The organism is Kingella negevensis, from assembly GCF_030177895.1.
GTDB lineage: Bacteria > Pseudomonadota > Gammaproteobacteria > Burkholderiales > Neisseriaceae > Kingella_C > Kingella_C negevensis.
On the sequence record NZ_CP123448.1, the window covers coordinates 1,941,556 to 1,967,227 of the forward strand.

At 45.9% G+C, this 25,672-nt stretch carries 26 protein-coding genes and 1 pseudogene; 21 read left to right on the forward strand and 6 right to left on the reverse strand.

Features of this window, described 5'->3' with window-relative positions; genetic code table 11:
- The first annotated feature begins 65 nt into the window (after positions 1–65).
- From QEO93_RS10605 to QEO93_RS10670, 14 genes and pseudogenes are all read left to right on the forward strand, one after another.
- Positions 66–1,166, forward strand: a complete 1,101-nt coding sequence (locus QEO93_RS10605; protein ID WP_032138097.1) for a methyltransferase — start codon at positions 66–68, stop codon at positions 1,164–1,166.
- Between the two features lies 1 nt (position 1,167).
- On the forward strand, positions 1,168–1,461 hold the full coding sequence (locus QEO93_RS10610) for a hypothetical protein (RefSeq protein ID WP_032138096.1): 294 nt from the start codon (positions 1,168–1,170) through the stop codon (positions 1,459–1,461).
- Between the two features lie 18 nt (positions 1,462–1,479).
- The gene (locus tag QEO93_RS10615) at positions 1,480–2,376 is read left to right on the forward strand and encodes a tetratricopeptide repeat protein (protein ID WP_085815430.1); all 897 of its coding nucleotides are present in this window, start codon (positions 1,480–1,482) and stop codon (positions 2,374–2,376) included.
- A gap of 10 nt (positions 2,377–2,386) precedes the next feature.
- Complete coding sequence (locus QEO93_RS10620) at positions 2,387–2,740, forward strand: glycosyltransferase family 9 protein (protein WP_052368861.1); 354 nt, start codon at positions 2,387–2,389, stop codon at positions 2,738–2,740.
- Between the two features lie 46 nt (positions 2,741–2,786).
- Positions 2,787–3,164: a putative periplasmic lipoprotein gene (locus QEO93_RS10625; protein ID WP_032138095.1), complete on the forward strand. Its 378-nt coding sequence runs from the start codon at positions 2,787–2,789 to the stop codon at positions 3,162–3,164.
- A 118-nt stretch (positions 3,165–3,282) separates the two neighbouring features.
- Positions 3,283–3,594: a 2-nitropropane dioxygenase gene (locus QEO93_RS10630; RefSeq protein ID WP_095062766.1), complete on the forward strand. Its 312-nt coding sequence runs from the start codon at positions 3,283–3,285 to the stop codon at positions 3,592–3,594.
- A gap of 189 nt (positions 3,595–3,783) precedes the next feature.
- On the forward strand, positions 3,784–4,734 hold the full coding sequence (gene rfaE1 / locus QEO93_RS10635; RefSeq protein ID WP_052368860.1) for a D-glycero-beta-D-manno-heptose-7-phosphate kinase: 951 nt from the start codon (positions 3,784–3,786) through the stop codon (positions 4,732–4,734).
- Positions 4,735–4,908: 174 nt separating this feature from the next.
- Entirely contained in the window at positions 4,909–6,582 is a 1,674-nt protein-coding gene (gene ettA / locus QEO93_RS10640) for an energy-dependent translational throttle protein EttA (protein ID WP_032138093.1), read from the forward strand.
- Between the two features lie 62 nt (positions 6,583–6,644).
- Positions 6,645–7,523 carry a DMT family transporter gene (locus tag QEO93_RS10645; RefSeq protein ID WP_032138092.1) on the forward strand — a complete coding sequence of 293 codons (879 nt, stop codon included), beginning with the start codon at positions 6,645–6,647 and terminating at the stop codon, positions 7,521–7,523.
- A gap of 113 nt (positions 7,524–7,636) precedes the next feature.
- Positions 7,637–8,305, forward strand: coding sequence for a DnaA regulatory inactivator Hda (gene hda, locus QEO93_RS10650; protein ID WP_032138091.1), 669 nt, complete (start codon positions 7,637–7,639; stop codon positions 8,303–8,305).
- Positions 8,306–8,390: 85 nt separating this feature from the next.
- Positions 8,391–9,170, forward strand: a complete 780-nt coding sequence (rsmA, locus tag QEO93_RS10655) for a 16S rRNA (adenine(1518)-N(6)/adenine(1519)-N(6))-dimethyltransferase RsmA (RefSeq protein ID WP_032138090.1) — start codon at positions 8,391–8,393, stop codon at positions 9,168–9,170.
- A 25-nt stretch (positions 9,171–9,195) separates the two neighbouring features.
- Positions 9,196–9,954 (forward strand): amino acid ABC transporter ATP-binding protein, encoded by a 759-nt coding sequence (locus tag QEO93_RS10660; RefSeq protein WP_032138122.1) that lies wholly within the window; start codon positions 9,196–9,198, stop codon positions 9,952–9,954.
- A 144-nt stretch (positions 9,955–10,098) separates the two neighbouring features.
- Entirely contained in the window at positions 10,099–10,710 is a 612-nt protein-coding gene (aqpZ, locus tag QEO93_RS10665; protein WP_280642268.1) for an aquaporin Z, read from the forward strand.
- A 124-nt stretch (positions 10,711–10,834) separates the two neighbouring features.
- Positions 10,835–11,359 (forward strand): annotated as a pseudogene (locus tag QEO93_RS10670) (transposase); the annotation flags it as partial.
- On the opposite strand, the gene QEO93_RS10675 reads toward QEO93_RS10670, so the two are convergent.
- Positions 11,287–11,730, reverse strand: coding sequence for a hypothetical protein (locus tag QEO93_RS10675; RefSeq protein WP_052368858.1), 444 nt, complete (start codon positions 11,728–11,730; stop codon positions 11,287–11,289). The pseudogene QEO93_RS10670 and the gene QEO93_RS10675 sit on opposite strands and share 73 nt — an antisense overlap.
- Before the next feature lie 164 nt (positions 11,731–11,894).
- Positions 11,895–13,298, reverse strand: coding sequence for an oxygen-independent coproporphyrinogen III oxidase (gene hemN / locus QEO93_RS10680; RefSeq protein ID WP_085815431.1), 1,404 nt, complete (start codon positions 13,296–13,298; stop codon positions 11,895–11,897).
- 217 nt (positions 13,299–13,515) lie between these two features.
- Here hemN and fnr point away from each other — a divergent pair, with 217 nt between their 5' ends.
- Positions 13,516–14,250 carry a fumarate/nitrate reduction transcriptional regulator Fnr gene (fnr, locus tag QEO93_RS10685; RefSeq protein WP_032138088.1) on the forward strand — a complete coding sequence of 245 codons (735 nt, stop codon included), beginning with the start codon at positions 13,516–13,518 and terminating at the stop codon, positions 14,248–14,250.
- Positions 14,251–14,309: 59 nt separating this feature from the next.
- On the opposite strand, the gene gloA is transcribed toward fnr, so the two are convergent.
- Positions 14,310–14,717 (reverse strand): lactoylglutathione lyase, encoded by a 408-nt coding sequence (gloA, locus tag QEO93_RS10690; RefSeq protein ID WP_032138087.1) that lies wholly within the window; start codon positions 14,715–14,717, stop codon positions 14,310–14,312.
- Positions 14,718–14,856: 139 nt separating this feature from the next.
- Here gloA and QEO93_RS10695 point away from each other — a divergent pair, with 139 nt between their 5' ends.
- Positions 14,857–15,816, forward strand: coding sequence for a beta-ketoacyl-ACP synthase III (locus QEO93_RS10695; RefSeq protein WP_032138086.1), 960 nt, complete (start codon positions 14,857–14,859; stop codon positions 15,814–15,816).
- 154 nt (positions 15,817–15,970) lie between these two features.
- Here the strand turns inward: QEO93_RS10695 and QEO93_RS10700 are convergent, their stop codons facing one another.
- From QEO93_RS10700 to cdd, 3 genes are all read right to left on the reverse strand, one after another.
- Entirely contained in the window at positions 15,971–16,591 is a 621-nt protein-coding gene (locus QEO93_RS10700; protein WP_081907050.1) for an NAD(P)-dependent oxidoreductase, read from the reverse strand.
- Positions 16,591–18,417 (reverse strand): heme anaerobic degradation radical SAM methyltransferase ChuW/HutW, encoded by a 1,827-nt coding sequence (gene hutW, locus QEO93_RS10705; protein ID WP_032138085.1) that lies wholly within the window; start codon positions 18,415–18,417, stop codon positions 16,591–16,593. The genes QEO93_RS10700 and hutW overlap by 1 nt, the downstream gene beginning before the upstream one ends.
- 181 nt (positions 18,418–18,598) lie before the next feature.
- Positions 18,599–19,396: a cytidine deaminase gene (gene cdd / locus QEO93_RS10710; RefSeq protein ID WP_032138084.1), complete on the reverse strand. Its 798-nt coding sequence runs from the start codon at positions 19,394–19,396 to the stop codon at positions 18,599–18,601.
- Between the two features lie 129 nt (positions 19,397–19,525).
- On the opposite strand from cdd, the gene QEO93_RS10715 reads away from it, so the two are divergent.
- From QEO93_RS10715 to truA, 5 genes are all read left to right on the forward strand, one after another.
- The gene (locus QEO93_RS10715) at positions 19,526–20,797 is read left to right on the forward strand and encodes a NupC/NupG family nucleoside CNT transporter (RefSeq protein ID WP_032138083.1); all 1,272 of its coding nucleotides are present in this window, start codon (positions 19,526–19,528) and stop codon (positions 20,795–20,797) included.
- Between the two features lie 92 nt (positions 20,798–20,889).
- Positions 20,890–22,197, forward strand: coding sequence for a thymidine phosphorylase (deoA, locus tag QEO93_RS10720; protein WP_167331722.1), 1,308 nt, complete (start codon positions 20,890–20,892; stop codon positions 22,195–22,197).
- Between the two features lie 98 nt (positions 22,198–22,295).
- Positions 22,296–23,948, forward strand: a complete 1,653-nt coding sequence (locus tag QEO93_RS10725) for a phospho-sugar mutase (protein WP_032138081.1) — start codon at positions 22,296–22,298, stop codon at positions 23,946–23,948.
- 73 nt (positions 23,949–24,021) lie between these two features.
- Positions 24,022–24,729, forward strand: coding sequence for a purine-nucleoside phosphorylase (gene deoD / locus QEO93_RS10730; RefSeq protein WP_032138080.1), 708 nt, complete (start codon positions 24,022–24,024; stop codon positions 24,727–24,729).
- 115 nt (positions 24,730–24,844) lie between these two features.
- Positions 24,845–25,627, forward strand: coding sequence for a tRNA pseudouridine(38-40) synthase TruA (gene truA / locus QEO93_RS10735; RefSeq protein WP_425337452.1), 783 nt, complete (start codon positions 24,845–24,847; stop codon positions 25,625–25,627).
- Positions 25,628–25,672: the final 45 nt, after the last annotated feature.

Here is a 25,672-nt window from a genome sequence, read left to right on the forward strand (position 1 = left end):
CAAATGCAGCCTGAAAACCCTTTCAGGCTGCATTTTCATATCACATTTTTCAGGCTGCAAAACCCATGCAAACCTTGCCCTACCAAAACACCCAAACCGAATACCGCAATGAAAGCACCCAAAAGCCCCCACGCGAAGTCATTGCCGTGCGCGAAGCGTCCGCCGAACACATCATACAAGCTGCGCGAAACAACATCGCCACCGTATGGCACGGCGATTTTCACAACGCCAAACAAGTTCTGTCCGCCATCAAAAAGCGCGCCCAACCCAAACCCAAAACCGAAACCGACCCAGCCACCGCGTTCCACAAACACCGCCTAGCTCAATCGCAAACTGCCCGACTGGTAAATATGTTGCTGGTAGAAATCCACGCCGATTTTATGCTGGATTTGCCACGTTCCCCCAATGTTCAGGCTGCGTTGCGCGATGTGTATGGCGAACCCAACACGCAAACTTTTCTGTTGCCACTCAATCAGTTACTCGGCTTTATCGGCGCACACGAATGGCACAAAAAAGGCGTAGCAATCCCCGAACTCGGTGGCAACATTCACGTTCCATTCGGCGTATTTTCCCCCATTCGCGGCGAATATTTATCGCTGCTTTTTCAGGCTGCATTGCCTGAAAACTGCGAAATCGCGCACGACATCGGCACAGGCAGCGGCGTGATTGCCGCCATTTTGGCAAAACGCGGCGTGAAAAACATCATCGCCACCGACAACAATCCACGCGCGATTAATTGTGCGCGTGAAAACATCGCCCGATTAGGTTTTACCAAGCAAGTTTCAGTTTTAGAACAAGATTTGTTCCCCGAAACGCAAGCCGATTTAATCGTCTGCAATCCGCCTTGGTTGCCAGCCAAACCCACTTCAGCCGTAGAAACCGCGCTATACGACCCCGAACATAGCATGCTACGTGCTTTTTTGCGTGGCGCGGCGACACATTTGCGTGAAAACGGGCAAGTTTGGCTGATTATTTCAGATTTAGCCGTGCATTTAGGGCTGCGTGGTGCGGATGATTTAGCCGCGTGGTTTGATGAATACGGCTGGACAATTTCAGGCAACCTGAAAACCACACCGCAACACGGAAAAGCACGTGATATGCGCGACCCATTGGCGTTTGCGCGTTCACAAGAGATTACTTATCTGTATGTTTTGAAACGGAAATAATATGCAATGGACAATCACCAATCGGCTGCCTGAAAACGAACCCGATGAAACCAATCGTGCAGAATACGCCCACCCACAACTGATGGGTGGCGCGTCTGACGATGGGCGTTTTGTGTTTGATGTGGTTTGGGCGGAAATGGAAGAATGTTTTGTGCTGACGTTTTTGTGGGTAAATGATGAATTTGGTTTTTTGGAAGACCAAATCCGCGAATATCCGAAAACGCGCACGGATTTGTTGGCACGAGTGGCGGAATTTCAGGCTGCGCCAGAGTTGGCGTTTCAAAATGCAGCCTGAAAACAGAAAGGTTTAAACATGAATAACACTTCAGCAGCGCAATGGCTTCAGGCTGCCAATCAGTTTGACAGCGCAGGCGATTGGCAACAGGCTCTAGACGCTTATCAACAGGCTTACGCGCTTGAGCCGTCCATTGAAACGCAGTTTTCAATCATTTATTGCAAAGGCAAAACAGCGTTTTCTGCGGACGAATTGCGCGGCGTGATTGAGCTGTGGAATGCCTTTATCGCACAGCAAAGCGCGTTTCAATGGCAGTTTGCCGCGTTTTACAACCGTGGCACGATTTTCAGGCTGCTTAATGAATGTGAGTCAGCGAAGCAAGATTTTGAACACGCGTTGCAGCTCAATCCTCAGTTTACGCAAGCACGAAAAGCGTTGGGTTTGCTGAAGTTAATGCACAGCAAAAACCAAGATGGCTGGCTGGAATATCAAGCGCGATATGAATGCGAAACTAAGCGTTATCCCATTCCTGAATGGTCGGCGGAGCAGGGGATAGATTGCGGTGTTTACCTGTATGCAGAGCAAGGTTTGGGCGACAATATTCACTTTTTCCGCTATGCGTTGACAGCGAAAAAGCTAGGGCTGAATGTGGTTGTTAAAAACCATGCGGCTTTGAATGATTTGCTGAACTTTAATTTGCAAGCGCAGGGCATTAAACCCATGCAGGGCGATGGTTTTTCGGTGCAATATCAAGCGAGTTTGATGGATATGCCTTATCTGCTTGCACCGCTTTTACCACAAATTCCTGACACGCAAGGTTATTTAAAAGTGCAGCCTGAAAAGTTACAAACGTGGCAAAACCCGTTTTCAGGCTGCAAATGGATTGAATATTGGTGTCGTCTGGTCAAGTATTTCACAAACAACTTTCTTGCATTATCGCAATGTTTTATTGCCAGAATTTGCCGCGCTGTTTGACAGTCCGCACATGTTTCACTGCTTGCAAAAAGAAATTTCAGCAGAAGACAGAGCGCAGTTAGCGCAGTTTGAAAACGTAAAATTGTGGGATGAAAATCTGAACGATTTTTCCGACACCGCCGCGTTAATCATGCAGCTTGATTTAGTGATTTGCGTGGACACCGCCGTGGCGCATCTAGCAGGCGCATTGGGCAAACCCGTGTGGATTTTGATTCCGTTTTCGCCTGATTTTCGTTGGCTGGATAAGGGCGAGCGCAGTATTTGGTATGACAGTGCGCGGTTGTTCCGTCAGCAGCAAGTGGGAGACTGGTGCGAACCGTTAGCGCAGGTTAAACAAGCGTTAAATCACTTTCAGGCTGCCTGAAACCGACTATAATTTTTCATTTCAACATTGAAACAGGAGCTTACCCATGAAACACGCACTGATATTAGCCACGGCGGCAATGCTGCTTTCTGCCTGTGCGCTCACGCCAGAAGAGCAAGCCAAACGCGCCGTAGAACAAAAACGATACGAACAAGATTTGCAAGTTTCCCTAGCCGCACAATGCGACAAAGACACCGCAGCCTTAATCCGCCAGCAATTCGACCAGCCTGAATTTGCTAGCGAAAGAGAAAAACAAGATTTCAGGCTGCGTTATGTGGAAAAAGTGAACGACCCGATGTTCCAATCATGCTACAAAATGGCGTGGCAAAACTATTCTGCACAACGCCGCTTGCGCCAAATGGAGAACTATTACGATGACTGGGGCTGGCGACGTTTCCCATTCCATCATCCGTTTTGGTGGTAATGTTTCAGGCTGCGTAATTCTTCATTAGATTACGTAAATCGCGTTGGCAAAATGCAAACCAGTCTTTAGAATTTATAGAGTTACTACACTTAATCAATAAATATCAAAGGACTAGAGTATGAAAAAAATGTGTCGCATCGGATTATTGCTCACTTGCGCGATGTCGCTTTCCGCTTGTATCATTTTGGACGCGGAGCAACCAGTAGGGTATTCACGGCCGTCTCACCGTTCACGTTCCACAGGTTTTGGCAATGACGTGATAGTGAACTTTGACGGCGTGCGCAACCATCAAAGCGGCAGCCGTTCACAAATGGAACAAAACAGCTCGTTTTCCATACAGCGCAGCGACAGCCACAACGGTTCGTATTTCGACCATCAACACCGCGAGCAGCATAACCGTTCGCGCAGTGAATCTTCATTTTCTTGGTGATTGCGCTTTAAATTTGAATGAATACTGCGTTGCCAACGCCTTTATGTACTACGCGTACACGGCGGGCGTTGTCGCCTTGTCTTCATTCGAATTTGAAACGCAATTAAATAAAACGCAGCCTGAAAACTATTTTTCAGGCTGCGTTTTAGTTTAAAATTCACGCCGTTTAAAAATATAGAAAGAAACATAATGCAAACAAAAATCCCAGTATTAGCCGATTTTCAGGCTGCCAAAGTGTTGGTGGTGGGTGATGTGATGTTAGACCGCTATTGGTTTGGCGATGTAACGCGCATTTCGCCCGAAGCCCCTGTTCCCGTTGCCAAAATTGCGAAAACTGACCATCGCGCAGGCGGTGCGGCAAACGTAGCGCGAAACATTGCTGCATTAGGTGGACGCGTGGGTTTGCTATCCGTGGTGGGTGACGATGAAGCGGCGGATATGCTGGTGGATTTACTCAATCAAGACGGTGTGGCAAGCCATTTGCATCGCAGCAAAACCGCACCGACTACGCTGAAATTACGTGTTTTGGCACGTAATCAGCAGCTTATTCGCTTGGATTTTGAAGAAAAACCTGATTCAGGCAGCCTGAAAAATGTGATGCAAGAATTTGCTGAGTTGGTGGGGCAATATGATGTTGTGATTTTGTCGGATTACGGCAAAGGCGTTTTGGACGATGTGGCGGTGCTGATTGCGACGGCGCGCGCGTTGGGCAAACCTGTGTTGATTGACCCGAAAGGCTCGGATTACAGCCGCTATTATGGAGCGACTTTGCTCACGCCTAACCGTGCGGAATTGAAAGATGCGGCTGGCTCATGGAGCAACGAGGCAGAATTGACAGCAAAAGCGCAAGCGTTGCGCGAAGAATTGGATTTGGTGGCTTTGCTGGTAACGCGAAGTGAAGAGGGTATGAGCTTGTTCCGTGAGAACGATGTGGTTCATCAGCCAACGCGTGCGCAAGAAGTGTTTGATGTTTCGGGCGCAGGCGATACGGTGATTGCGGCGATGGGTTTGTGTTTGGCGGCTGGCTATGAGTTGCCTGAAGCCATGCACACGGCAAACGCGGCGGCTGGTGTGGTGGTTGCCAAGCTGGGAACGGCAGTTTGCTCATTTGATGAATTAGTTAATGCTTTGGGTAAGTAATCGTAGCTTGAAAAATGCTTGTTGTATTGAACAAGCATTTTTTATTTTCAGGCAGCCTGAAAACGTGAATTTCAGTTAAAATCACGCCATTCTAATATTTCATTTTTTCAGGCTTCGTTTTATACAAAAAGCAGCCTGAAAACACGTTTTCAATTAACCAAAGGTAGCAAAAATATGGCTCAATACGTTTATTCCATGTTGCGCGTGAGCAAAGTCGTTCCGCCGCAAAAAACCATTATCAAAGACATTTCCTTGTCGTTTTTCCCCGGCGCAAAAATCGGTTTGCTGGGCTTGAACGGCGCGGGTAAATCCACCGTTTTACGCATTATGGCGGGCGTGGACAAGGAATTTGAAGGCGAAGCCGTGCCAATGAGCGGTTTGAAAATCGGTTATCTGCCGCAAGAACCTGAATTAGACCCTGAAAAAACCGTCCGCGAAGAAGTGGAAAGCGGTTTGGGCGAAGTGGCAGCCGCACAAAAACGTTTGGAAGAAGTCTATGCAGCCTATGCTGACCCTGACGCGGATTTTGACGCTTTGGCGGAAGAGCAAGGACGTTTGGAAGCGATTATCGCGGCAGGTTCTAGCACAGGCGGTGGCGCGGAACACGAATTGGAAATCGCGGCGGACGCGTTGCGTTTGCCTGAATGGGACGCGAAAATCGGTAACTTGTCGGGTGGCGAAAAACGCCGCGTGGCGTTGTGCAAGTTGCTGTTGAGCAAACCTGATATGTTGCTGTTGGACGAGCCGACTAACCACTTGGACGCGGAATCGGTTGATTGGCTGGAACAATTTTTGGTGCGTTTCCCCGGTACAGTGGTGGCGGTTACGCACGACCGCTATTTCTTGGACAACGCGGCGGAGTGGATTTTGGAGCTTGACCGCGGACATGGTATCCCTTGGAAAGGCAATTATTCGTCTTGGTTGGAGCAAAAAGAGCAACGCCTTGAAAATGAAGCGAAATCGGAAGCGGCGCGTATCAAGGCAATGAAACAGGAATTGGAATGGGTACGCCAAAACGCGAAAGGTCGTCAGGCGAAATCCAAAGCGCGTTTGGCACGTTTTGAAGAAATGTCTAATTACGAATACCAAAAACGCAATGAAACACAGGAAATTTTTATCCCTGTTGCCGAGCGTTTGGGTAATGAAGTGATTGAATTTGAAAATGTTTCTAAATCGTTTGGCGACCGTGTGTTGATTGATGATTTGAGTTTCAAAATTCCAGCAGGCGCGATTGTCGGCGTGATTGGTGCGAACGGTGCGGGTAAATCCACATTGTTCAAATTGATTTCGGGCAAAGAACAACCCGATTCAGGCAGCGTGAAAATTGGTCAAACGGTAAAAATGTCATTGATTGACCAAAGCCGTGAAGGTTTGCAAAATGATAAAACGGTGTTTGATAACATCGCGGAAGGTCGTGATATTTTGCAAGTGGGGCAATTTGAAATCCCTGCGCGTGCGTATTTGGGGCGTTTCAATTTCAAGGGTAGCGACCAAAGTAAAATTGCTGGGCAGTTGTCGGGCGGCGAACGTGGACGTTTACATTTGGCGAAAACGCTGTTGGCTGGCGGCAATGTGTTGTTGCTTGACGAGCCGTCTAACGATTTGGACGTGGAAACTTTGCGTGCGTTGGAAGATGCGTTGTTAGAATTTGCAGGCAGCGTAATGGTGATTTCGCATGACCGTTGGTTCTTGGACAGAATTGCGACACATATTTTGGCTTGCGAGGGCGATTCAAAATGGGTGTTTTTTGACGGCAACTATCAGGAATACGAAGCGGATAAAAAACGCCGTTTGGGTGAAGAAGCGGCGAAACCAAAACGCATTAAGTATAAACCTGTAACACGTTGATTTTAAACTATTCAGGTAGCCTGAAAATAATCTTTCAGGCTGCCTGAAATACCGAGAAAATTATGATTTACCAAATTATCGCGCTTATCATTTGGGGAAGCGCGTTTATTTCTGCCAAATACGCGCAAATGATGTTAGACCCGATTTTGCTGGTGCAATTTCGTCTAACCATTGCCGCGATTATTGTCGCGCCAATGGCATTGCGGCACGTTCATCGCATTAAACGCCCATCTTGGAAGCCGTTGATTGCCATGGCGTTTCTCAATTATGTCGCCGTGTTATTCTTGCAATTCAAAGGTTTGCAATACACATCAGCTTCCAGTGCTGTAACGATTTTGGGGCTTGAGCCACTGATTGTCGTGTTTTTGGGGCATTTTTTCTTTAAAGATAAAGCGAAAAGTTACCACTGGTTTTGTGGGCTTTTAGCGTTTATCGGCGTGATTACCCTGATTGCAGGCGGACACGGTGCGGAAATTGGCGGTGAAATCAGTTTACTGGGTTGTTTTTTGGTGTTTTTGGGCAGCATTACTTTTGCTTGCATTTTGCGCCCCACTCAAGCCCTGTTGAAAAATATTTCAGCATCAAGTTATTCATTATTATCGCTTTTGTTCGCACCATTTCTTGCGCTGCCGTTCACAGCCATTTTCACGCAAACGTGGGAAATTCATTGGAATACGCAAGGTGTATTGGGCTTGCTGTATCTCGGCATTTGCTGCAACTGGCTAGCTTATTGGCTGTGGAACAAAGGCATGGATAGCGTGCCAGCCAATTTGTCGGGTTTGCTGGCTGCGCTTGAGCCGATTTTTGGCGTGGCGATGGCAGTGTTGCTGCTGCACGAACAGATTACATGGATTTCGTGGATTGGCATTGGTATTGTGACTTTTTCTACCGTTTTGGCAACGATTTTGCCGCGTTTTGAAAAGAAAGCAGCGGTTAATTGAAATGTGCTATTTTTCAGGCTGCGTTTAAGATTAAATGCAGCCTGAAAACCTATACAATCCTTGTCTAACCCTTTACAATCCTACCACTTTCGTATTTTCAACCATTCAACACCGTGAACCAACAAGCTTTTGATTTTGACGAACCAGCCTACCCCCGTTTTGACAAACTATTGGGTACAGCCAATGCAGAACTCATCTACATTCTGCAACAGGAACACGACCAATTTTTGTATATTTGGGGCGAACAAGGCTCAGGGAAAAGCCATATTTTGCAAGCATGGGTTGGACAAGCCGTGCAAGCAGGTTATCAAGCCGTTTATATAGACGTGGGCAGCACGCCATTAACCGACAATGTTGCCAACGCCGATTTCATCGCGATTGACCAAATTGAAAAACTCAGCACAGAAGAACAAGCCACTTTATTCTATATTTTCAACAGCTTCCGCAATAGCCACAAAGGGCATTTGCTGTTATCTGCCGAAGTGCCACCAGCCAAATTGCAACTGCGCGAAGATCTGCGCACACGCATGGGTTTTTGTTTAGCGTATGAAGTGAAATCGCTGAGCAAAGAAGAAAAAATAGACGCACTCACCAATATGGCAAAAACGCGCCAGTTGAATATCGACCCGATTATCTACCAATATTTGCTGGAACATTGGCGACAAGATTTGAACAGTTTAATCAAAATGTTCAATGATTTAGCCAATTATTCGATTACGCAAGGCAAACCAATTACTCTGCCTTTGCTGCGCCGATTATTGAAACAGCAAGAAACCAAATAATTTTCAGGCTGCGATTAAACCCTAATCGCAGCCTGAAAATTTAGTTTATAATTCAACCTATTCATTATCTTTAATAAAACTAAACATGACTGAACATAAAGCCCGCAAGCGTTTTGGGCAAAACTTTCTGCAAGATACGCGCATTATCAGCGATATTGTGAACGCCGTTCGCCCCAATCCTGACGATGTTGTGATTGAAATTGGTCCCGGTTTGGCAGCGATTACCGAGCCGCTCACCCGCAAACTCAATCAATTACACGTTTGCGAAATCGACCGCGATATTATCACTTTCCTGAAAAAACAACCGTTTGCCAACAAACTCGTGATTCATGATGGCGACGTGTTGCAATTTGATTTTCGCAGCATTGCAGGGCACAAAAAAGTGGTGGGTAATCTGCCATATAACATTTCGACGCCGTTGCTGTTTCGCTTGGCGGAGATTGCCGATGAAGTGATTGATATGCACTTTATGCTGCAAAAAGAAGTGGTTGAGCGCATGGTTGCTACGCCAAAAACTAACGACTACGGACGTTTGAGCGTGATGTTGCAATATTTCTTTGACATGGAAATGTTGATTGAAGTGCCGCCGGAATCGTTTGACCCTGCGCCGAAAGTGGATTCCGCCGTGGTGCGCATGATTCCTGTAGAAAATCGAATTGGCAAAGCAGATAATTTCAAACATTTCAGCGATTTGGTACGCGATGCGTTTCATCAACGCCGCAAAACCATTCGCAATAATTTGAAAGAAATCGCCACAGACGACGATTTACAAGCAGTCGGTATTCAACCGCAACAACGCGCGGAAGAAATCGAGCCTGAATTGTATGTGAAATTGTCTAATTATTTGGTTGCAAAAGCAGCCTGAAAAAATAACAAAGAAAGAAATTAAAATGAGTGAACAGCAAAATAATAATGAAGAATACGTAGTGAGCTTTAAAAACGTTCACAAATATTTCAAAGACTTGCACGTGATTAACGGCGTGAATTTGAACATCAAACAAGGCGAAGTGGTGGTGGTTTGTGGGCCTTCAGGTTCGGGTAAATCTACATTGATTCGTACTGTGAACCAACTGGAAACGATTGAATCAGGCGAAATCTGGGTAAACGGCGTAAACGTTGCCGACCCAAAAACGGATTTGAACAAAGTCCGTACGGAAGTGGGTTTTGTGTTCCAGCACTTTAATTTGTATCCGCATTTAACCGTTTTGGAAAACATCACGCTATCGCCAATTAAAGTGAAAGGTGTGAAAAAAGAAGAAGCTGAAGCTAAAGCAATGGAATTGCTGGAAAAAGTGGGTTTGGCGCACAAAAAAGATGCGCTGCCAACGCAATTATCAGGTGGTCAGCAGCAGCGTGTGGCGATTGCACGTGGCTTGGCAATGGAGCCGCGTGTGATGTTGTTTGATGAACCGACTTCTGCGCTTGACCCTGAAATGGTGGGCGAAGTGCTGAAAGTGATGAAAGATTTGGCGCAGTCTGGCATGACGATGATGTGCGTGACCCACGAAATGGGTTTTGCGCGTGAAGTGGCGGATTATGTGATTTTTGTGGACCACGGGCAAATTGTGGAACAGGCAGACCCTGAAACGTTCTTCAATAATCCGCAAACAGAACGTGCGCAACAGTTCTTGAATCAGATTGCTAGTTAAAATTTCAGGCTGCGTTTTAGTGGTATCAAAATAAATATTGCTCTTCATCTTTTTTGAAAAGGGAAACATGCATGAAAAAATATTTTGCTGAATTTTTCGGCACATTCTGGTTAGTATTCGGCGGTTGCGGCAGGCATTCCTGATTTGGGCATCGGCTACGCTGGTGTATCTTTGGCGTTTGGTTTAACCGTTTTGACGATGGCTTACGCAGTCGGTTATATTTCTGGCGGACACTTTAACCCAGCCGTTTCAATCGGTTTGATGGTTGGCGGCCGCTTCAATAGCAAAGATTTGGTGCCATACATTGTGGCACAAGTGGTAGGCGGTATCGCTGCAGCAGCATTGTTGTACACAATCGCTTCTGGTGTACCAGGTTTTGATGCTGCGGCAAGCGGTTTTGCAAGCAATGGTTACGGCGAACACTCTCCGCACGGCTATACAATGTTGTCAGCTTTGTTGATTGAAGTGGTATTGACTGCCATTTTCTTGTTTGTGATTATGGGTTCAACTGATAGCCGCGCACCTGCTGGCTTTGCTCCTATCGCAATTGGTTTGTGCTTAACGCTGATTCACTTGGTGAGCATTCCTGTTACCAACACTTCTGTAAACCCTGCGCGTTCAACTGCGGTAGCGATTTTCCAAGGTTCTTGGGCGATTCAACAATTGTGGTTGTTCTGGGTTGCGCCAATCGTTGGCGGCGTAATCGGTGCATTGTGCTACAAATTTGTTTCAGCAGAAGAAAAAACTGCTGCTTAATAAAAATATCCAGTTATGACGTGAAAATGCAGCCTGAAAATCATTTCAGGCTGCGTTTTTTATAGTTGATTAAAATAAAAATGAGACAAGGCAACAACGTCCGCCGTGTGCATATAGCACATAATTTTCGGACTACCCGCTTGTTTATTTGGATGAAACAGGATTTGATACCTATTTCTTTCGTCCGTATGCTCGTAGTCCGAAAGGGGAAATTGTTAAAACCAAGATAAGCGGTAGAAAATACCAACGCTTATCATGAGTTGCAGCGCAAATTGGGCAAAATTTAATTGTGCTAATGATTTATCAAAATACAATGACCAGCGATTTTTTTGAAGCATGGTTTGAAACTATGCTATTGCCCAATTTACCCGAAAAGTCATTGATTATTTTAGATAATGCTAGATTTCACAGAATGGGTATTCCGCAAGAAATGGTGCATCATTTGGGGCATAAAATGCTACCGCTTGCACCTTATTCGCCTGAATGAAATCCAATAGAAAAAACATGGGCAAATATTAAGAAATATATGCGTTCAATTTTGCCTAGTTATGATAATTTCACAGATGCGTTACTATCCTATCTTTCTATATATTCTACGCGGCGCAAGGGCAGGGCGTGTATATTGGGTTTTAGCGCGAACCACCAGTAGGCGAGTTGCTTGGGTTTCTTCACATCATTTGTTTTACAAAATGCAAACGCGCTGTTATGAATGCAGTCGAACGATTGCTTATGCCATGCTTGCGGCAATGAACGTTTGAAGCGCGACACTTCGCTATTGCTGGATACGCGCAATAAACAACCGCTTGAGCGGCGGCATAGTGTTTGCCAAGTTTGTTTGCCGACGCGTGTTTCTGCATGCCATTGTTTGCCTGCTAAACGGTAACGCATTTGCATTTTGGTTGGCTTAAATTTTGCGTCCAAAAGGGTAAAAATGCCTGAATTATTGCTGTTGAATGCGTGTGCGTTGGGTGCGAGAAAGAGGACTAGGATAATCAGTAAAATAAAACGATAAAGTTGCATGTGTTAATTTCAAAATTTCAGGCTGCATTTATAGTTAATGCACTTATCTTTTGCTACTGCGTTGCCAACGCCCTTATGCGCTAAATGCACACGGTGGTCGTTGTCGCTTTGTATCAAAAAATAATTGCATCAACTATATTAATTATTGCAGCCTGAAAAAGTTATCAAACCGTTTGCGAATATTTCGCTTTGGTTTCTTTGTTTCTCAAATAATAGTCAAAAATCATGGCGATGTTGCGAATCAGGAATCGACCTTTCGGTGTTACTTTCAGGCTGCCTGAAACGGCGTTCCATTCAACCAATCCTAGTTTTGCCATATTGTTTAATTCGGGCAATTCTGCGACGAAATAGTCCACAAAATCCACGCCATAATCTGCCAATTCTAAGGCAAAGCGACACATTAAATCTTGGATAATTTGGCGGCGCAATACGTCGTCTGCATTCAATTGGAAACCGCGCATAACGGGTAATTGGTTTGCGTCCAAATCTGCGTAGTAGTCTTCAAGCAAACGCTGATTTTGGCTGTATGTGTCGCCCACTTTGCCGATGCTGGAAACGCCAATTGCGATTAAATCGCAATCGGCATAAGTGGAGTAACCTTGGAAATTGCGCTGCAAACGTCCTTCGCGCAAGGCAATCGCCAACTCATCTTCAGGTTTCGCAAAATGATCCATGCCAATGAATACATAACCGCGCTCGTCTAACAAATGGACGGCGTATTGCAGAATATCTAATTTTTCTTCGCTAGACGGTACGGCATTGGTATCAATGCGGCGTTGTGGTTTGAAAATGTGTGGCAAATGTGCGTAATGATACAGGGCTAAACGGTCTGGGTTTAGCGATAAAACAGTGTCTAAAGTCGGCTTAATGCTTTCTACGGATTGATGTGGCAAGCCGTAAATCAAGTCCACGCTAATGGATTTGAAACCTGCTTCTTGTGCGGAATCAATCACGTTTTTGGTTTCTTCTACTGTTTGAATGCGGTTTACGGCAGCCTGAACTTTGGGATCGAAATCTTGAATGCCGACGCTCATGCGGTTGAAACCGAGTTTTGCTAGTTTGAATACGCTTTCGCGACTAACTTTGCGTGGGTCGATTTCAATGGAATATTCGCCGTCTGGCAGTAATTCAAAATGTTCGCGAATCATATTGAACACGCGTTCAAGCTGTTCGTCGCTTAAGAATGTGGGTGTGCCGCCACCAAAGTGCAATTGGGCTAATTTATGTTTGCTGTGCAAGTGGGGCTTGAGCAATGCCATTTCTTTTTCTAAATAGTTGAGATAGTCGTCGGCTTTTGAGGTGTCTTTTGTGATGACTTTGTTGCAGCCGCAGTAATAACAGATGACGTTGCAAAAGGGAATGTGAATGTATAGGGAAACGGGTTTGTCGTTGCCGTTTAGAACTGTATCGAGTGTTTGTGTGTATTCAGGCTGCCTGAAGCCGTCGTGAAATCGGTCTGCGGTGGGATAGGAGGTGTAGCGTGGTCCTTGGTTGGGCAGGCTGGAAATGAGTTCGCGGTCAAATTCAAATAGGGTGTGTTTGCTGGGGGTGATGGTAATGGTTTTCATGTTAAAAGTGAATATATTTTGTTTTATGTCAAACTTTGATAAAATGATGGGATTAGTCAATGTTGAAATTGGGTTTGTTTTCAATCTCATAATTATATAGCTAAAAGTAATAAAAAGGTGAGTAGTATGGGGATTCAGATAATGGATAACAATAAAACAAGTTATTTGGTTTTTTTTAAATTTTTTAGTGGAATCAATTGTTTAGGATTGTCAAAATATGGCAAAAACATCACTTGCGTGTAAAGCTCAATGTTCAAATTGCTCGTTGCATGAAATCTGTATGCCTGCGGGTTTGCAGGAGGCGGATTTTCAGAACTTTGGCTTGGTCATTAAGCAAAGTAGAAGGGTCAAAAAAGGGGAGTATTTATTCCATTCTGGGGAGCCTTTTTCTTCTCTTTATGCGATTCGCACGGGTTTTTTCAAAACTACAGTGAATTTGCAAGATGGTCGCGACCAAGTTACTGGCTTTTTTATGTCGGGAGAATTAGTGGGAATGGACGGCATCAGTATCAATAAATATATTTGTGATGCTGTTGCTTTGGAAGATAGTGAAGTGTGTGAATTGCCGTTTGATAAGTTGGAAGAACTGCAAAAATATGCGCCTCACATAACGTTACATTTTTTCCGATTGATGAGCCGTGAAATTGTGCGCGACCAGTCTGTTATGTTGTTGTTGGGTAATATGCGCGCGGAAGAGCGTTTGGCGGTGTTCTTGATGAACCTGTCCGACCGTTTGAGTATGCGTGGCTTTGCGGCTTATGATTTTATTTTGCGTATGTCGCGCGAGGAAATTGGTAGCTATTTGGGATTGAAACTGGAAACAGTCAGCCGTACGTTGTCTCGTTTTAATCAGGAAGGGCTGATTTCTGTGGAACATAGACACATTAAAATTTTGCAGCCTGAAGCGTTGCAAAAAATTGTGTCGAGTTCTGATGGTAGGAAGTTTCTTTAAGTCTTTTCAGGCAGCCTGAAAATAAAAAAAACGCATGAGATTATCATGCGGTTTTTGTTTTACTTGCTGTAAGTGTCGTTACCTGAACGTTTTTGAATGAACTCAATTTTGTAACCGTCTGGGTCTTCCACAAAAGCGATAACGGTGGTGCCGTGTTTCATAGGACCTGCTTCGCGCGTTACTTTGCAACCTTTGGCGCGAACGGCATCGCAAGCGGCGTAAGCATCGTCTACTTCAACGGCGATGTGTCCGTAACCTGTGCCTAAGTCGTATGCTGGTGTATCCCAGTTGTGCGTGAGTTCCAACACGGTGGTGTCGCTTTCTTCGCCATAACCTACAAATGCTAAGGTGAAGCGTCCTTCTGGATAATCTTTGCGGCGCAAGAGTTTCATGTCCAAAACTTCGGTGTAAAACGCGAGTGATTTGTCTAAATCGCCTACGCGTAACATGGTGTGGAGTAATCGCATAATGTGTTCCTTGTTTTTTGTGAAAAATGGAACGGAAATTTTAGCACGCTTTGTTTTTTAGGCAGCCTGAAAGAAGTTGAGTAAATAAGTTAAATTACATACAATCCAGTTTTCATGTGATTATAAAGAATACAGATTTATGCGATATGCTAAGATTTTGGGGACTGGCAGTTACTTGCCTGCCAGCCGTGTAACAAACGATGATTTAGCCAAAAAAATTGATACATCAGACGAATGGATTACCACGCGCACAGGGATTAAAGCGCGTCATATTGCGGCAGAAAATGAGAAAACCAGCGATTTAGCCACGCAAGCAGCACAACAAGCGTTGGCTGCGGCTGGTATTCAGGCTGCGGATATTGATTTGATTATTGTGGCGACGACTACGCCTGATATGCAATTCCCTTCAACAGCAACGATTGTGCAAAATAAACTGGGCATTTCAGGCTGCCCTGCATTTGATGTTCAGGCTGTGTGCGCTGGTTTTATGTATGCGATTGCCACAGCGAACGCGTACATCAAAAGCGGTATGGCAAACAAAGCGTTGGTGATTGGTGCGGATATTTTCAGCCGTATTGTGGACTGGGAAGACCGTGGCACTTGTGTTTTATTTGGCGACGGTGCTGGCGCAGTGGTGTTGGGCACATCAGATGAGAGCGGCATTATTCACAGCAAGCTGCATGCTGATGGCGCGTATTTGCATTTATTGAACGTGCCTGCGCAGATGAACGAGGGCAAAATTGAAGGTTTGCCGTTTGTGAAAATGGACGGACAGGGCGTGTTTAAATTTGCGGTGAAACAATTGTCTGCGGTGGCTGATGAAGTATTGAGTGAATCGGGTTACACGAAAGAGCAAATTGACTGGCTTGTGCCGCATCAAGCCAATCGCCGCATTATTGAATCGACAGCGAAGCACTTGGGCTTGAGTATGGATAAAGTGATTTTGACGGTGCAAGAACATGCGAATACTTCTGCGGCTTCTATTCCGTTGGCTTTGGACGAAGGTGTGCGCGATGGTCGCATTCAACGCGGTCAGCATGTGATGCTGGAAGGCATTGGTGGCGGCTTTGCTTGGGGTGCGGTGTTGTTGAAATACTGATTGAAATAAATTTTCAGGCTGCATTTTGATTTCAAAATGCAGCCTGAAAACTATAGTTGATGGAATTATTTTTTGATACAAGGCGACAACGCCCGCCGTGTACGAAAGTACATAAGGGTGTTGGCAACGCAGTAGTAAAAGATAAGTGCATCAACTATTCCGCACACGCCGAATAAACTTTATGATTATGTGCCGCAGGTTCTACCAAAATATGCGCCACTGCATGAGCCAAACCATTGCGCGACATATAATTTTGCGGCATTTCCAAACGATTTTCCGTCAAACAATATTGCTCGCTCTCATCGTTATTCAAACCACACGGACGGACAATCGTCCAATTCAACGCGCTTTCACGCAACCTATTTTCCGCTTCTGTTTTCGCCAACAATGCTTCGCCGAGAAATTGGCGAACTGGCTCGCTGGTGTGTTCCCATTGCTCGCCGCAACCCATGCTGGTAATCAGCACCAAATGGGCATTTGGCGCGTGTGTGCAGGCTGCCTGAATAATATGAATATTGCCCACCGCATCACTGCGAATGCCTTGCTCGTTTTTGCCACCGACAAAGCTCACAATGATCTGCGGCTGATGTTTCGCCACCAACGCGGCAACAGCTTCCGCGTCCAAAGCGTCCGCAACGTCAGTCGCCACATTTCGCGCCGCAAAAAAATCATCTTCTGCAGGAACGCGCAACGCTGCCAACGTGGTTTTAGGGTTGAGCAGCGCAATCAATTCGCGCCCACTCGCGCCGTTTGCGCCAAAAATCACATTCATCATCAAGCCCCTGCTTTCATCAATTCGCGCATTTTTTCAATTTGATGCGCTTTCAATTCACCGTTTTCATCGCGTGAAACAAAAATCTTGAACATCGCGCCGCCGTTGCGATTGATAAAATTCAAAGAAACTGTGCTTTTTCCCATAAATGGGCGTTCCAGCAAATAAATTGCCGCACAATTTTCATAATAAATATGACCGTGAACGCCGCCTTCTTTTGCGTGTTCAAAATTATAAAAACCGCCGCCCACTTTGCCGTTTGGGATTTTGCCTGTTACTTCCACAATCGCGTCAGGCGTGTGCGCGATAAACGTAACGGCTTCGTCCCAAGCGGCAATCGCTTGCAAAAATTCCACAATGCGACCGCCTTCGGTTTTTTTAACCATATCCACAGGCAAGCATTCAATCACTTCTTCAAATGTGCATTGATGTTGCATTGCCAACATTTCCAAAATTTGCCCAGCGTTGTCTGCCAAAGAATTGCGTAAAACGGTTTTTTGTTCAGGAGTTAATTTATTCATAGCTGTGTCCTTATCAGCAGGTGGAGTGAGTGCAAACATCAGTTTGCGCGTTAAAGTCGGCGACCAATAGCGACCGCTCGTGTTTAAATGGGCAATGCCCGATTTATCGTCGATTTCCAGCAACGAAAGCGATTGCCATTGCTGCAATAATTTCTGCGCTTCATCGCTGCCTGAAAATAATTTCGTATCCAAAAAGCCCAGCTCAATATCGTGTTGAACCACGCCTAAAATCTCTTTTTGTGGACTGTGTTTACTCAAAAACGACAAACTTTTTTCGTGCAGGCTGCCTAAAAGATAGGCTTGCAAATCGTTTTGCACCTGATAACTCAATCCGCCAAAATTACCGCCAGCCCCCGAGCCAAATGCCAAACACGGCATATTCGATTTAACTAGTGTGTTGTAACGATTGCGTTCGCCGCGATTGGGATAGGCAAAATGGTTATTGCTGACCTGATTCCAGCCCGAGCGTTCCAATTCCGCCACCGCGTAAGCGTATTGCTGCGACTGCTGGTCAAATCCCAACGGTTTCGGAAACGCGCCTTTTTCAATCATGCGGTTAATCGGCAAAAAGGGATAACAATTAAACGCATAAGTATCCAAACCCGACAACGGCAACTGACTGGCAATCGCAATATCATTCTGCCAAATTTCATCGGTTTGCGCTGGTAGCCCAAAAATCAAATCCGCCACAGTAACCACATCATAACCGCACAATTTTTCTAAATACGCACGCGCTTCATCGCCCGAATGTTTGCGTCCCAAACGGCGGCGAATGGCGGTATCAAACGTTTGTACGCCAATCGAAATACGATTCACGCCAGCACTAATGGCAGCCTGAATTTTCTCGTCATCAAAATGGCTCATGCGCCCTTCAAGCGTAAATTCACAATCATCAGCCAACGGCAAATAGCGGTAACACGCTTCCACTAAACGCGCTAAATCACGGCTGTACAACGCGGTCGGCGTGCCACCACCAAAATAGACTGCCTGAATTTTGCCCGAACCTGTGCGGATTTCGGCTTCACGTTTCAATTCTGCAATCACGCGGTCGGTGTAGCCTGCGCTGATGTCGTCTTTCCAAGCGTTGCGATAAAAGCCGCAAAATACGCAATGATTCGCGCAAAAGGGAATGTGGACGTATGCCAAGCCGTCTTCGTCTAATGAATGGGGTAATTTGCTTTCCCAAATGGTGTGCCATTTGTCGTTTGGGATAGAGAGTCCACCCCAAATCGGCATCAGTGCGCTGCGGTCGGGGAAGGCGTTAGGCGCGGCTTGGGTGGGTTTAAATTGGAGGGTTTGAGTGGTCATTGTGCGTTCCGTTTTTTGAAGTTTTTAAGCAAAAATTCGGTTAGCATTATAAGAGTAAATTTTAATAAATGAAAATAATTGATAATTACTATTGACAATAATCAATAATAAGAGTTTTTATTAATAAATATGTGAAAAATAATGCAGCCTGAAAATGATTTTTCAGGCTGCATTTCATATTTTATTTCACAAACACTGTTTCTAATTTGCATTCGCCCACTTGTTCCCACAGTGCGTTCGTCATTTCTTGATGACCGCCGTGTTCTGTGCAAACCAAAACGGCACGTTTCACATCTTTGGTGTGATGACCGCTCAGGCGCAACAAGTTAATGGCAACTTGCAAAGGTGGCAGGGTAGGGTTGTACGCTGCGTTTTCTGCGTAACGACCTGTGATGATTTCATTGCTCAAATCCAACGCTACGCCAGCATAAGCCTTACTATACGGTGCATAACAGCTTTTTGCAGCCTGAAAAGCGGCTTGCGCGACTTTATCCAAACCAGCAGGTTCAGTAATTGGGTTGTCCAAATGGTCTAACAAGCGTTCTTCCATGTCCAAATCTTTGGGCGAGAAGCTGTCTGGCAAGTAGCTGCTGAGCAAGTTATCACGGCTGTGTGGCAAGTGGATTTTCAGCTCTTCTGCACCACGTAATTCGTTTAAGAATTGGCGACAGTGTCCGCAAGGCGTGTAATTCACAACAATATCGGTAATGCGTTTCGCGCCGCGTTGCCATGCGTGGGAAATTGCGCTTTGTTCGGCGTGAACGGTTTGCCCCATGCTGGCGGTCGCGCATTCTTGGTTTGCGCCGAAATAGAAGTTGCTGTCTTCATCAATCGCAATCGCGCCCACGTGAAATTGTGAGACTGGGACTACAGCTAATTTCGCTGCTTCAGGCAGCAAAGATAAGGCTAAAGCAATTTTGTCTTGGTTAAAGTCTGCGATTTTCTGATTTACGTCAGAAGAGTTCAAAAAACTAGTCATAATTGAAAATTCCTGTAGTGAAATCTAGTTAAATTTAGTATGATACGAACCAGTGCAGCAAACACAATTTTAAACGTAATTTTAACCAAATTTACATCACAATACTAACTAAATTGGAGACTTTCAATCATGGGTATTTTAAATAGCCTTATCGGCATGGTAACCCTCATCGCTATTGCTGTTGCGCTTTCCAAACATCGTAAAGCCATCAATAAACGCACGGTTGGCGTTGCGTTTTTGATTCAGTTTATGATTGGTGCGATTGTGCTTTATGTCCCAGTGGGGCGCGATATTTTGAACGCGCTTTCAGATGGTGTTTCTAAAGTGCTGAGCTATGGTAATCAAGGTGTTTCTTTTGTGTTTGGCGGCTTGGTTGATGCCAAAATGTTTGAATTATTTGGTGGTAACGGTTTCATTTTTGCATTCCGTGTCTTGCCAATGATTATCTTCTTCTCTTCTCTGATTTCTGTTTTCTATTATCTCGGCATTATGGGTTTCGTGGTGAAATTCTTGGGCGGCGGTTTGCAAAAAGCCCTTGGTACTTCACGCACAGAAAGCCTTTCTGCAGCAGCTAACGTGTTTGTGGGTCAAACTGAAGCGCCGTTGGTTGTGAAACCTTTCATCGCAAAAATGACACAATCTGAATTGTTTGCCATTATGACTGGCGGTTTGGCGTCTATTGCAGGTTCTGTATTGGGTGGTTATGCCGCTATGGGTGTGCCATTGCCTTACTTGATTGCTGCGTCATTCATGGCAGCACCAGGTGGCTTGTTATTCGCTAAATTGATGCACCCTGAAACTGAAACCCCTGAATTGGTTACTGATGACCACTTGAGTTTCGTAGCGGAAGGCGAGGCGCCTCCAACTAACGCGATTGACGCGGCTGCGGCTGGTGCATCAACTGGTTTGCAAATTGCCTTGAACGTGGGTGCAATGTTGATTGCATTCGTGGCAATCATCGCCTTGTTGAACGGTATGGTTGGCGGCGTGGGCAGCATGATTGGCTATCCAGAATTGTCATTGCAAAAAATCTTGGGCTGGGTGTTCTCACCATTGGCGTTGTTGATTGGTGCGCCTTGGGCTGACGCGCAAGCTGCTGGTTCATTCATCGGTCAAAAATTGGTGGTAAACGAATTTGTGGCTTACTCTGAATTCACTAACTACATCAAAGATGCTTCATTGCCAGCTTTGAACGAAAAAACCAAAGCGATTATTTCATTCGCATTGTGCGGTTTTGCTAACTTGAGCTCTATCGCGATTTTGGTAGGAGGTTTGTCTATCATGGCTCCTAACCGTCGCGGCGACATTGCTAAATTAGGTATTCGTGCCTTGATTGCTGGCACATTATCTAACTTGATGAGCGCAACAATCGCAGGTCTGTTTATTGGTTTAACTCTGTAATCTACATTTTCAGGCTGCTTTTTTAAGCAGCCTGAAACACGAAAAGGCTCAAATGCAGCCTGAAAAGTTTATTTATAAGCAAGGAGCAAATTATGCTAATCCAAGAAGTTATTCGTAAAAAACGCGACAACCAAGTCATCAGTAAAGAAGAAATCGACTTCTACGCAAAAGGCGTGTCTGACAACAGCATCAGCGAAGGTCAAATCGCCGCGATGTGTATGGCAATTTACTTCAATAAATTGAACTTGGAAGAACGCACCAATTTAACATTGGCGATGCGCGACAGCGGCGACACGTTGAACTGGGATAAATACAACTTGAACGCGCCAACTTTGGACAAACACTCAACAGGTGGCGTGGGCGATGTGGTTTCATTGATGTTAGCCCCAATGTTGGCGGCTTGTGGCGGTTTTGTGCCAATGATTGCAGGTCGTGGCTTGGGTCATACAGGCGGCACGTTGGACAAATTGGAAAGTATCCAAGGCTTTGATATTTTCCCTAGCCCACAAAAAATGCAAGAGTTGGTCAAACAAGTTGGCTGCGTGATTGTGGGTCAAACTGGTAACTTAGCCCCTGCTGACCGCAAAATCTATGCGACACGCGACGTAACTGCGACAGTGGAAAGCATTGATTTGATTACTGCGTCTATCTTGTCTAAAAAATTGGCTGAAGGCTTGACCAGCTTGGTTATGGACGTGAAAGTGGGTAGCGGCGCATTCATGCCAACTTACGAATTGTCTAAACAATTGGCGCAAAGTATCGCAGCCGTTGCGACACACGCTGGCTGCCAAACTACTGCTTTGCTGACTGATATGAACGAAGTGTTGGCTTCAAGTGCAGGTAACGCGGTGGAAGTGCGCGAGGCGGTTCGCTACTTGCGTGGCGAAGGTGTTCGCAATCCACGCTTGCACGAAATCACAATGGCATTGAGCGCAGAAGCGTTGGTAAACGGCAAGTTGGCGGCGACTCGTGAAGAAGCGCGTGCGAAATTGCAAGTGGTTTTGGATAACGGTAAAGCCTACGAATTGTTTGAAAAAATGGTTGTAGCTCAAGGCGGTTCAACTGAATTTGATAAATTGCCAACGGCTAACGTGATTAAACCTGTTTTGGCTGGCACGGAAGGCTATATCCAAGCGATGAACACTCGCGATATTGGTATTGCCGTGATTAACTTGGGCGGTGGTCGCCGCGTGGCTAGCGATAAAATTGACTACAGCGTGGGCTTTGACGAAGTGTTGCCGATTGGCACGAAAGTTACCGCAGACACGCCATTGGCAATGATTCACGCGAAAAGCGAAGACGATTGGCAAGCGGCGGCACAAGCATACCGCGCAGCGTTGCAGTTTGGCGAAACGCAGCCTGAAAGCCGTCCGATGGTTTACGAAACATTGACTGCTTAGTGATTGTAGGGTGTGCCACGCGCACCAATATTTTCAGGCTGCGTGATATAAAATGTAGCCTGAAAACTATTGTCTATCAATAAAAATAAGGATTTACCATGACTTACCTATCTCAAGCCGAAAACTGGCTGAAACAAGACCCAGACCCAGAGACACGCGAAGAACTCAGCGCAATCATCGCCGCAGCAAAATCAGGCGACAAAGCCGCCGAAGCGGAATTAGAAAGCCGTTTCAATGGGCGTTTACAATTTGGTACAGCAGGCTTGCGCGGTCGCCAACAAGCTGGCTCAATGGGCATGAACCGCGTTTTGGTTTCACAAGCTGCAAAAGGTTTGGCAGACTATATCTTGCAATTTGACCCAGAAAACCCAAGCATTATCATTGGTTATGATGGTCGCAAAAATTCAGACGTGTACGCAAAAGACACCGCTGAAATCATGGCAGCCGCTGGCATTAAAACACGTCTGCTGCCACGTTGCTTGCCAACCCCAGTTTTGGCATACGGCATTCGCCACTTTGATACCACAGCAGGCGTAATGGTTACAGCCAGCCACAATCCGCCAGCCGACAATGGTTACAAAGTGTATTTGGGCAAAAGCAACGGTGGCGGTCAAATCGTATCGCCAGCCGACCACGACATCTCTGCGTTGATTGAAAAAGCCACACAAACCCCAATCAACGAATACGCTCGCAGCACCGATTATGAAGTGCTGGACGAAACTGTGATTGAAGCGTACATTGCCAAAACCGCAGCGTTGGCACAAGAGCCAGCTTGCGAATTGAACTACGTTTACACCGCTATGCACGGTGTGGGCAAAGAAGTGTTGCTGAAAACATTGAACGCAGCCAACTTGCCATTGCCACACATCGTGGCAGAACAAGCTGACCCAGACCCAACTTTCCGCACCGTAGCGTTCCCGAATCCTGAAGAAAAAGGCGCATTGGATTTGGCAATCGCATTAGCGAAAAAAGAAAACGCCGAATTTATCATCGCCAACGACCCCGATGCTGACCGTTTGGCAGTGGCAATCGCAGACGAAAACGGCAACTGGAAATCATTGCATGGCAACGTAGTGGGCTGCTATTTGGGCTGGTATTTGGCGCAAAAACACCAAGGCAAAAAAGGCACATTGGCTTGCTCACTCGTGTCATCGCCAGCGTTGGAACACATCGCCAAAAAATACGGCTTTGCCAACGAAGAAACTTTGACAGGCTTCAAATACATTTCAAAAACACCAAACTTGGTATTCGGTTTTGAAGAAGCATTGGGCTACTTGGTAGACCCAGACAAAGTGCGCGATAAAGACGGTATTTCAGCTGCCGTTGTGTTCTTGGATTTGGTTCGCAGCCTGAAAGCACAAGGCAAAACCTTGTTAGACCACGCCAAAGACTTTGAAAAAACATTTGGCGCATACGTTAGCTCACAAATTTCTATCCGCGTGAGCGACTTGGCAGACATCGGCAAATTGATGACCGCCTTGCGTGAAAACCGCCCAACACAAATCGGCGGACACAAAGTAGCGCAATTCATCGACCACTTGCAAACCGACCGCAACGACAATATTTTGGTGTTCTATTTGACAAACGGCAGCCGCTTGATTGTTCGTCCATCTGGCACAGAACCAAAAGTGAAATTCTATTTGGATTCTAAAGGCACAGACGCAGCAGATGCGCAAAACGTATTGGCATCGTTTGAAGAATCTGTGCGCGAATTGTTGCGCCAAGAAACTTACGGCGCACAAAACTGTTAAAACATTTTTTAAAAACCATTCAGGCAGCCTGAAAAATGGCAGCCTGAAAACTATTTTCATAAGGAAAAAGACTATGGCAACTCCACATATTTCCGCTGTTGATGGCGCATTTGCAGAAACCGTTTTAATGCCTGGTGACCCACTTCGCGCAAAATACATCGCAGAAACATTCTTGGAAAACGCAGAACAAGTAACCGCTGTTCGCAACGTGTACGGTTACACAGGTACTTACAAAGGCAAACGCATTTCTATCATGGCGCACGGCATGGGCATTCCATCTTGCTCAATCTACGCTAAGGAATTGATTACAGAATACGGCGTGAAAAACTTAATCCGCATCGGCTCTTGTGGCGCAGTTTTGGACGATGTTCACGTGCGTGATGTTGTGATTGGCATGGGCGCAAGCACAGACAGCAGCGTAAACCGTATGCGTTTCAATAACTACGACTTCGCAGCGTTGGCGGATTTCGGCATCGTGCAAGCCTTGGACGCAGCCGCAAAAGCACACGGCGTAAACGCAAAAGTGGGTAACATCTTCTCTTCAGACTTGTTCTACCACCCACACAGCAACGCCGAAATGTTCCGTAAATACAATATTTTGGGCGTGGAAATGGAAGCTGCTGGTATCTACGGCGTAGCAGCAGAATTTGGCGCAAAAGCAGCCACTATCTGCACCGTGTCAGACCACATTGTTCGTGAAGAATACACAACAGCAGAAGAACGCCAATTGACATTCAACGACATGATTAAAATTGCGTTGGACGCAGCGATTACTTTGTAATCTAGTCCTATAAAAATGCAGCCTGAAAAGTTTTCAGGCTGCATTTTTTTATAAACACAAGCAATCGCAGCCTGAAACTTTTATAATTTGCCCCTTTCAAAGCAGCCTGAAAATGATGAAACGCTACGCACTCACCTTATCCTACGACGGCAGCCAATTTTTCGGCTGGCAAAAACAAGCAGACGGCATTCTCACCGTGCAAACCGCACTGGAACACGCCCTGTCACAAATCGCACAAGAAAACATCAATACCATCGCCGCAGGTCGTACCGACACGGGTGTACACGCCACCGCGCAAGTGGTGCATTTTGACAGCACCGCCAATCGCCCACTCAGCGCATGGGTTCGCGGTGTAAACGCGCATTTGCCAGACGGCGTTGCCGTGTTGCATGCGCAAGAAGTCGCGCCCAATTTCCACGCGCGTTTTGACGCATTTGGTCGCCGATACCGCTATTTGCTGCAATCCGCGCCCGTTCGCTCGCCCTTGTTGGCAAACCGCGCTGGCTGGACGCATTACGCGCTAGATTTAGCAACGATGCAGCAAGCCGCACAAATTTTGGTTGGCGAACACGATTTTTCCAGTTTCAGGGCGGCGGAATGCCAAGCGAAATCGCCGATTAAAACGATGTATCGTGTGGAACTTTCAGGCTGCAATGGGTTGATTAAATTGGATTTACACGCGAATGCGTTTTTGCATCACATGGTTCGCAATATTGTGGGCGCGTTGGTGTATGTGGGCAGTGGGCGGTTGAGTGTGGCGGAATTTGGCGAATTGCTCGTGGCAAAAAGTCGCCTCACCGCACCGCCTACATTTATGCCAGATGGTTTGTATTTAACGGGTGTGGACTATCCTGAAGAGTGGGGGATTTTGCAGCCTGAAATTCCTGAGTGGTTGTAAAGTTTCAGGCTGCAAAGAATTTACATAAAAATCGCAGCCTGAAAG